9 protein-coding genes are annotated in these 8268 nt (G+C 64.4%); 4 read left to right on the plus strand and 5 right to left on the minus strand.

The genetic code is table 11. The features are described 5' to 3' along the window. Positions 1 to 58: 58 nt before the first annotated feature. The 3 genes from HFP15_RS38860 to HFP15_RS38870 all read right to left on the minus strand — a co-directional run bounded on the left by HFP15_RS38860 (position 59) and on the right by HFP15_RS38870 (position 2356). On the minus strand, positions 59 to 727 hold the full coding sequence (locus HFP15_RS38860; RefSeq protein WP_168523010.1) for a hypothetical protein: 669 nt from the start codon (positions 725 to 727) through the stop codon (positions 59 to 61). Between the two features lie 333 nt (positions 728 to 1060). Then, positions 1061 to 1867, minus strand: a complete 807-nt coding sequence (locus tag HFP15_RS38865) for an SAM-dependent methyltransferase (protein ID WP_168523012.1) — start codon at positions 1865 to 1867, stop codon at positions 1061 to 1063. A 195-nt stretch (positions 1868 to 2062) separates the two neighbouring features. Then, positions 2063 to 2356: a DUF397 domain-containing protein gene (locus HFP15_RS38870; protein ID WP_168523014.1), complete on the minus strand. Its 294-nt coding sequence runs from the start codon at positions 2354 to 2356 to the stop codon at positions 2063 to 2065. Positions 2357 to 2536: 180 nt separating this feature from the next. Between HFP15_RS38870 and HFP15_RS38875 the strand changes: the two genes are divergently transcribed. From HFP15_RS38875 to HFP15_RS38885, 3 genes are read left to right on the plus strand one after another with little or no spacing between them, the layout of a single operon-like run. Further along, complete coding sequence (locus HFP15_RS38875) at positions 2537 to 3322, plus strand: alpha/beta hydrolase (RefSeq protein WP_168523016.1); 786 nt, start codon at positions 2537 to 2539, stop codon at positions 3320 to 3322. Then, positions 3319 to 3993, plus strand: coding sequence for a DapH/DapD/GlmU-related protein (locus HFP15_RS38880; RefSeq protein ID WP_168523017.1), 675 nt, complete (start codon positions 3319 to 3321; stop codon positions 3991 to 3993). Before HFP15_RS38875 ends, HFP15_RS38880 begins: the two co-directional genes overlap by 4 nt. After that, positions 3990 to 4784, plus strand: a complete 795-nt coding sequence (locus HFP15_RS38885) for a tyrosine-protein phosphatase (protein WP_168523019.1) — start codon at positions 3990 to 3992, stop codon at positions 4782 to 4784. Before HFP15_RS38880 ends, HFP15_RS38885 begins: the two co-directional genes overlap by 4 nt. Here the strand turns inward: HFP15_RS38885 and HFP15_RS38890 are convergent, their stop codons facing one another. Together HFP15_RS38890 and HFP15_RS38895 are read right to left on the minus strand one after the other, a co-directional pair. Next, on the minus strand, positions 4785 to 5486 hold the full coding sequence (locus HFP15_RS38890; RefSeq protein ID WP_312871966.1) for a glycosyltransferase family 25 protein: 702 nt from the start codon (positions 5484 to 5486) through the stop codon (positions 4785 to 4787). It abuts the gene before it with no gap. Positions 5487 to 5499: 13 nt separating this feature from the next. After that, positions 5500 to 6573, minus strand: a complete 1074-nt coding sequence (locus HFP15_RS38895) for a hypothetical protein (protein WP_210718451.1) — start codon at positions 6571 to 6573, stop codon at positions 5500 to 5502. Positions 6574 to 7113: 540 nt separating this feature from the next. Here HFP15_RS38895 and HFP15_RS38900 point away from each other — a divergent pair. Continuing rightward, positions 7114 to 7770 (plus strand): dTMP kinase, encoded by a 657-nt coding sequence (locus tag HFP15_RS38900; protein WP_168523026.1) that lies wholly within the window; start codon positions 7114 to 7116, stop codon positions 7768 to 7770. Positions 7771 to 8268: the final 498 nt, after the last annotated feature.

Consider the following 8268-nt stretch of genomic DNA (forward strand, 5'->3'; position numbering starts at 1 on the left):
TCGGGCGAGCTGGTCACCCGCCACGGACAGGACGTGGGCAGTCCAGAGCGCCCGGAACTCAGAGTTGCCGAACACGTCCCGATAGGTCGCTGGCTGCGTCATGCCCATCAGAGTCTCCACGCGAAGAGTTCACGGCAAGCGGGCTGGGCACGTTGATGGCTGTCGGCCTGACGGAGTCGGAAACATGCTCCGTTCTGGCTGTGCGTCCGCGCCGGCCGATCCTTCGGACGAGGCTGACGAGCCGTGTCCACCAGCGAGTCCGTCGCGGCTCCGGTTTGGCTGCAAGCTCGGGAATCTGGTCCGCGAGCTTGGCCGCACGGGCAGCGATCCTGGTTGCGTCCGCGCGGCGGATCGTCATGGGGCGTTGCTCGGCACGAGGTACATGAAGATCACTAGGAGGTGGATGCTCGGTGGTCGGCGCATCGGGATGTTCCGGATGGACGAGCCTCAGCATGGCCTTGAGCGTTAGGTCGACATTTCCCTGATAGAACCAAACAATCGTTTCAGGTGAGAAGATGTCGGCCTCGCCTCGCCTGGGCACACGAGCCGCGGTGACTCGGTTTTCGCCACGAATGTTGACGATGTCGATGTAGTCGTCCCACTCGTATGCTCCGACGATGATGGTCGGCTGGCTGCGACCGCCGCAGAAGTAGAGGCTGAAGCCGTCTCTGGCGAACTCCCAGAGCAATTCCTCCGTGTCCGCGGATTCCAGCAGTTTCTTGCCCATGCGCCTACCCGGCCCAGTTCGGGATAGACGACCGGCGGAGGCGGGAAGCCGGGGGGCTAACTTCCCGTCTCCGCCAGCCTCCGACTACATCCGGCGGCGGTGCTGTCGGGGTTGACGCCGTCGTGTGCCGGAGGATCTCGCTGCCGAGGTTGGGAGACGTCGACGTGGCCGTCGTCGCAGGGAGGAGGGTCATGAGGCTTTCCGGGCTGTAGTTGTCGCGGTACCTGCAGCCTGCGCCACAGGTGCAAGATCAGCTATCCCAGGAGCCTGCCGTGTTGCTGGACAGGTCGACCATGAGCTGGACAAAATCTGGACACCGGTCGCCTGATCGGGCTAGATCGTCTTGATACCGACGCCTCCGTAACACAGCGAGCGGCGGGGGTCGGCGATTTCCCCGAAGTCGGGGCGCCACAGTGGGAGGAGGACGACGCCAGGCGGCATGAGGTCGAAGCCGGCGAAGAACTCGATGATCTGCTCTCGTGCGCGAGCTGTGACCGGGTTCTTCGTGTCCTTGTACAGTTCAGCCGCCCGCGCGAGATCCTCCGGATAGTCATCGTGCGTTGCGTGAGACATGACCAAGGCGCTGTCTGGGCAGAGTGCATCGCGGTAGGCAGCAACGATGTCCGCAGGGCCTTCCTCATCTCGCACGAAGTGCAGGGCGGCGCACATGAGGACCGCGGTCGGTTCGCGGAAGTCGATCAGTCGCAAGGTCTCGTCGTGCCCGAGCACCGTCTTGGGGTGACGTAGGTCGGCCAGGATGGTCGTCGCGTTCGCGTTCTGTTGGAGCATCAGTTCGCCGTGAGCCACGGCCACCGGGTCGTTGTCGACGTACACGATGGTGCAGTCAGGGTTTTCGTGTTGAGCGATCTCGTGCACGTTGCCCACCGTAGGGATTCCCGAGCCGAGGTCGAGGAACTGCCGGATGCCGGCCTCGTTGATGAGGTAGCGCACCGCCCGGCGGAGAAATGATCGATTGATCCGGGCGATGTCCTTGGCGGGGATGACTTCCAGCACCTTGTCGGCTAGGTGTCGATCTGCCGCGAAGTTGTGTCCACCGCCGAGGAAGTAGTCATACATCCGAGCCACGCTCGGCTGGTCGGTGTCCACTCCTGCTGGAACCCAGGTCGCATCATCGCTCATGGCGCCCGCTCCGCGCTGCACCATCATTTGGACGGCCTGAAGCCGCCGAACCGCTCACCGAGGATTGCTCCACGGATCGAGCATGCTGCGACGCAGCAAGATCAGCTAGCCCATCCGCGCGCCGAGTTTTTGGACATGGCCTGGACACGTTCGCAGAGGTAAACCAGTGGCCTTCGGGTGTTCGCGCAGGTGTCGTCAGTCGGCGCTCGGATCAGGGCCTGAGCGCTCTTCCTGCTCGAACTCACCGGCGAGGATGCCACGAGTGAACGCGTCCCATTCGGCTGGCGTGAAGACCAGCACGGGGCCCGCTGGATCCGCCGAGCTGCGCATCACCGTATACACGACGCCGTCGGTGTGCTCTACGAACGCAAGTTCGACGTGTCGATCGCGCCGACGGCCGGCGTCGTATCGCTGCCATTCGGCGGACGTCAGGTCAAGTTCAGCCCGCACCGCGGACTTGTCGTCGTAGATCGGCGCGCTGTCTCCCATGAGTCCCATCGTGCCCCTCCCGATCGGGCCACCTGGACGAGCCCATGACACCAAACACGGTAACAGTGCGTAGCAGTATATGGCAAAGAGTAGTTGCCTGGCCTGCTCGGGCCGCTCGATCACCTCGGGCACACTGGTCAAGCGCAGACAGTCACGTCTGGTGGCAAGGGAGCAGCTGGAATGCAACAGGTGGAGTTGACGTCTATCGACGGCATGCGGCTCGACGCCGCGTGGCATCCTGCCCGTGCGCATGGGCGCCGAGGTGTGGTTGTCCAGGCCCATGGGATCAACGCCAACATGACTGAAGGTGGGATGTTCGTTCGTCTCGCTGAGCAGTTGGCGGAAGCGGACTTCAACGTGTTGCGGTTCTCGTTCCGGGGACACGGTGACAGCCACGGAACACAGCGGGGTATGACGATTGCCGGCGAGATGCTCGACCTGCAGGCCGCCGTCGAGTACATGGTTGGCCGTTTCCCAGGTCCGTTGGCGATCGTGGCATCGAGCTTTGGCGCGGTATCCACGTCGCTGTCCCTTCCGTGGCTCGGCAATCGCCTCGACCGGTTGGCTCTATGGAACCCCGTGCTGGACCTACAACGCACCTTCGTCGACCCAGAACTGCCGTGGGGTAAGGAAAACTTCAACGTGGAACAGCAGAAGCTGTTGGCCACGCAGGGATTCCTCATGCTGGACGGCGAGTTTGAGGTTGGCCGAGTCCTGTTCGAGGAGTTCCATCACTACGAGCCGCTGAAGTACTTGGCGGCGAGTACGGTTCCCGCACTTGTGGTGCACGGCGACCAGGACACCGCGATCTCGTACGAGATCGCACAGCAGGCGGCTGCCGCCAAGCCGAACACCGAGTTCCACGCGGTCCGCGGCTCAGATCACGGGTTCGATACGCGGGAACGAGAGGACGAGGCGGTCGCGGTCACAGTGAGGTGGCTGATCAATGACCGGGAGTCGGCGTGAACATCACCTCCCTGTACGCACCCGTGAACCTTGATAGCAGCAGCATCGTGGGTGAGCACTGCGTCCTGGGCTATCCCAAGGAGGCGCGCCTGCGAGCCGAGCAGCAGAACCCCGGCTCCTCGCTGATAGGTGACCAGGTCACGGTCGGACCGAAGTGCTTGCTGGCCAACCACATCGTGATCTATGAAGGGGTTCAGATCGGCGCGGACTGCGTGATCGAGGATCGCGTGCGAATCGGGTACAACAGCGTGATCGGCGATCGAACCCGCATTGTCTACGGAGCATACGTATGTGATCGAGTCACGATCGGCGTCGACGCGACGGTGGCGGGATTCATCTGCGACGGCACGACTATCGGCGATCGATCCACTGTGATGGGCGAACTGGTGCACGAGTACACCCGCCCTCATGAAGGGTGGTGGGACGTTGATGAGGAACCGCCGGTGATCGAGGCCGACTCCGTAGTCGGCTATGGAGCACGTGTGGTGGGCGGGGTCCGCATCGGCCCGCGCAGCTATGTCGCAGCAGGCGCCGTAGTAACCAAGGACGTGCCGCCTGAGTGCGTCGTGACCGGCGTCAACGTCCAGACCCCGGCCGAGCAATGGAAGGGACGCCGACTGCAGAACCTGATTGGGCACTGGCAGTCGTTGTCGAAGGTCCGCCTGCCGTGACGAACGGCGCTACCAACCTCGCGCAGGACACCAAAGTCGATGCAGTAGCAGAGCTTCGTGATCTCGACTGGCCGGCCTGTCTGAACGCTCGCGATTTGGGTGGCCTGCCTACCGCAGGGGGTGGCCGCATTCGCGAGCAAGCACTGATCCGTTCCGACCGGCTCTCACGTCTCACCGACGACGGCGTCGAAGCTGTTCGGCAGCTGCGCCCCAGCCGTATCGTCGACTTGCGCACCGCCGCCCAATGCGAACGTGAGCCAAGCCCGTTCGCTGCTGCCGACATGTACTGCCACGTGCCTCTGTCGATTCCGATTGACCCTCCCAATCGCCAGGCCCGCTTGGTCGACCGCTACAGGTCCAAGTTGGGCCTCTACTCCCACCGGTTCGTGCAAGCTGTGGCAGCTGTGGCAGATGCACCGCCGGGCCCAGTGGTAGTGCACTGCCAGGCCGGCAAGGACCGCACCGGACTTGTGATCGCGTTGATCCTCAAAGCCGTTGGCGTTCCCGACGATGCCGTAGCAGTCGACTACGCCGCTAGCGCCGCACGACTCGGCGCCTACTACACGGCGAAGCGAGCCGACATCAAGGATGTGGAGCTGTTGGAGCTCGTCCGCGAACTCCACAGTGCCCGTGCGGACACGATGGCTTCCACGCTGTCCTACCTGCGCGACGAGTTCGGCGGTGGCCAGTCTTATCTGCGCCGCGGGGGTCTCGTCGGACGCCAGCTGGAAGCCCTTCGATCGCGGCTCGTCGTGCGGTCACAACCTTCGAGCACGCGGGCTCGCGCTTAGCTACGGCTCGACGAAGTCTGAGTCCTCTGTGTCACTGCCGGCTTCGTCCTTGGGGCGCTGGCGAACCAGCGGCGGATCAAACGCCAATGCCTTGAGCTGCTTTGGGAAACGCACCCGTACGTCGGGGCGCGGATGCTCGATGTAGAGGGAGGGAAGGAACTCGTCGATCGGCACGATCGCGTGCTCCAAGTGCGTCGCAAGCAGAATGTCGAGAGCAGACCGGGTAAGCAGGTAACCAAAGGTGCAGTGGCTGTACGCGGGTGACACGAAACCAGCGGCTACTGGCTGATCTTCTTCAGGCTCAAGGGGAAAACGTCCTAGGTAGAGCAAGTCGAACGGGCTGCCGGAGACGCGACGTAGTCCAACGAGCAAGTCCTCAAGGAAGGTGGATCTGACGATCGCATCGTCTTCGAGGATGACGACGAACTTCTCGTCGCCGTTCTCGGCAGCGTGCCGCCAGCAGGCGAGATGTGCCAGCGTGCAGCCGACCTCGCCGTACTTCAGGGGCCGACTCCACCACGGATTGTCGGACGTGATCTTCCACGGGAAGAGCTTGTAGCCGGCGGCTTCCAGTTGATGCCGGGTTAGTTCGTGGCCGTCGAAGGGCCCGGTCCAGTCCGACGTGAAGGTGACCGGCAGGTCGGGTGGCAGGGTGTTGGCCATCCACGTACGGCGATCTGGGCGCCGGGGCAGATTGATCACGTACGTGCGGAGGTCAGCGGGCGTGATCAATGCGACGGATTCCTCTTCCGGTTCGATCGTCGAGGTAGCGGTCGGAGTTGTCGACGACCGCGGTAAACGGTTCGTTGTGTCGGCGAGCAAGCAGTAGCAGGGGGTTGACCATGGTCAGGTCCGTGACGTCGGTGATACCGCCGATTCGCCTGGCCTCGGTCACCAGGACGAAGTCGGCGTCGCCAACCTGCTCGGTGACGTAACGGACGCTCCGCGCGCCGCGCTCGGCTTCGAGCAGGCAGCGAGCAGAACCGAGCACACCGAGGGTCAAACACCCACCGAGCAAGAAGACCGTGGTGCCCTGCGCGAGTGTGAGACGGGTCAACACAGCGAGGTCTTCGAGCAGTTCCTGGCGTTGAGTCCACCGTGGCCCCAGAGTGAGCCCGCCCAGATCGGGGATAACCAAGGGGTCGTCCTCGCCGAGGGGGTGAGGTTCGAAGTAGAACGGCAACTGCGGGAGGAACTCTCGGTACTTCGCGTTCCAAGGTGGGCCGCCGACGACCACCAGGACATCCGCCTGGGTGTCGTAGTACTCGGACGGCGCGAAGTCTCGGATCGTCACCATCGGGGCCAGCTGCGCGAACCGAGTCCGCAAGTAGATCAGCGTGTCCAGGTCGGCGAACTTGGCGTACCGGAGGTAGTTGCGGTCGGTCGGCGAGGCGTACTCGGGCAGTTCGTTTCCGGGGATCTCCGAGCAGACGATGTCGACCCGAGATCCGTTCGATAGCCGCCAGAATGCGCGGAGGTCCTCCTCCCAATCGGCCGTCTGGCCGGCCGCGGGCTGACCCTGGTGGGGGCCCACTCCGTTGCTGGAGGATGACGTCCGGGGTTGCGCTGACACGTCGGTGTTACTCAAGAGTAGGTAGGCGAGGGTGTCCAGCGCTCGGTCGGCGTGACGCCGTACGGTCTTCGCCGCACACTTCCGCAGCCGCGCCAGCGACTCCTGCCGTTCTGTCAGCGTCGGGTACCGATGCTCGGTGACCAGGTTGAAGTCCACCTCGACGTACAACCGCTCATCGTCGGCCAAGCCCTCGATCGCCCGGCGAAGCACGGCCACGAGCTGGTTCACTTCCTCGACCGAACCAGGGTCGCAGACCGCCCCGTTGGCGAGATACGCCCGGACGGGTTCGGGGAGCGTGGAGAGCAGCGCCGTTGGTCGAGCCAGGCCATGACCTTGGCGCAAACGCTTGAGGCCGTCTTTGACCTCGTCGACGGAGAGTGAGGGGCTGGACACCTGTCCAGCATATGTCCAGCTGCTGGGCCGGTGACCAGCAACACGGGTAGCGGATGGCCTAGTCGATCAAGGCGCGGGGCAGCAGGCTGGGAACAGGCGGTATTTCACCCGCCACGTGCAACGAGCAGGCCGCTCCACATCTGGGCCGGTCCTGGCTCAGCTCAACCCAGGAGGACGAACGTGCCAGTGGAATCGGCGCTCGCGAAGAACGAGCTCCGCCGGACGCCTACGCCGACGACAGAGATCGTCGGAGTCGGCGCTCCAGGGACCACGCCAGGCTCGCGGGAGCTCACGCTCGGGCCGGCAACGAGCGCGGTCTGAATCGGCCTCCAGTACCGGGTCAACACCTCCGAGAGAGCTCCCATGGAACAAATGCCTGGCGTGTTCGTCAGCGTGGACGGCCCCTCTGGCGTCGGTGTCAGCACGACGGTCCGTGCACTCGGCGAGCGCCTGCGTACGGCCCAGGTGCCCCGGCACCTCACGTCCGAACCGAGCGAAACCGACATCGGCGCGTTGGCTCGTGCGAGGGTCCACGCCGACACGTCGGGGCCAGCCCTCGCATGTTTGTTCGCCGCCGATCGATACCAACGTCTTGAAGCTGAGATCCGACCCCGCCTTGCAGCCGGCGACGTTGTCGTGAGTGACAGGTACGTCCCGACCGGCTTGGTGATGCAGCGACTTGACGGCGTCGAACTGGACTTCCTCCAAGCCATCAACGCCCTGGCTGACCCTCCTGATCTTGCCGTCATCCTCACCGCTGACCCGGACAAGATCGCCGAACGCCTACAACGAGGCGGCCTTCGTAGCCGCTACCACAGCCGTCCGGACGTCAGCGTGCAGGAGACCGCCCTGTACAGGGACGCTGCTCTCGCCCTCGCTGCTGCTGGCGTTCAGGTGCTTCGACTTGAGACCAGCCTGTACCCACCGGACACACTCGCCTCGATGATCTGCACCCGCATCGAGGCTCTTCGCGCACATCGACACGCGCCCGTTCACCCAGCCTCGGAGCTTGCACCGTGACCGTTTCTCATCGCTCTTCAACGTCGCTGAGGGTTCTCCACCCCGGCGAAGACCTGGCAGGCCACCAACTCGGTTGCGGCTCGACGCAGCTCGCTGGGGCTGTCCGGCGGGCCGAGAGGTCAACCATCCAGATCCGCTCGCCGCGGGGAACCGACGACGCCCTGGCCACCCGAGCCCAGACCCCAACCGGCCCCGCGGCGGCGTGATCCGATGGGCGGGATCCGTGAGGTCGTTGCCGTGGTCGTCGCGGCTGACAGCCCTACCGGGCAAGTCGCCACGGCGATCAACGAACTGACTGCACACCTCCCGCCTCCGGACGAGCCATGGGCCTGCCCGCTGTGCTCGACCGAAGCATGGCCATGCTCCCGGTTCCAGACCGCCGCCCACCAAGTAATGACTGCCCGGCTACGGCTTCCCGACTGGATACCGAAGGACGTCCACTCCCGGCTGTGGCCGCAGCCGAGATCTCCCGCCCCGCCACCCGCACCACGCCCCCAG

This window comes from Amycolatopsis acididurans (genome assembly GCF_012328925.1).
GTDB lineage: Bacteria > Actinomycetota > Actinomycetes > Mycobacteriales > Pseudonocardiaceae > Amycolatopsis_E > Amycolatopsis_E acididurans.

Coding starts and splice junctions, on each gene's coding strand:
- HFP15_RS38870 (WP_168523014.1), bottom strand. CDS start 2,356: ATGGGAGACAGCGCGCCGATCTACGACGACAAGTCCGCGGTGCGGGCT.
- HFP15_RS38865 (WP_168523012.1), bottom strand. CDS start 1,867: ATGAGCGATGATGCGACCTGGGTTCCAGCAGGAGTGGACACCGACCAG.
- HFP15_RS38875 (WP_168523016.1), top strand. CDS start 2,537: ATGCAACAGGTGGAGTTGACGTCTATCGACGGCATGCGGCTCGACGCC.
- HFP15_RS38900 (WP_168523026.1), top strand. CDS start 7,114: ATGGAACAAATGCCTGGCGTGTTCGTCAGCGTGGACGGCCCCTCTGGC.
- HFP15_RS38860 (WP_168523010.1), bottom strand. CDS start 727: ATGGGCAAGAAACTGCTGGAATCCGCGGACACGGAGGAATTGCTCTGG.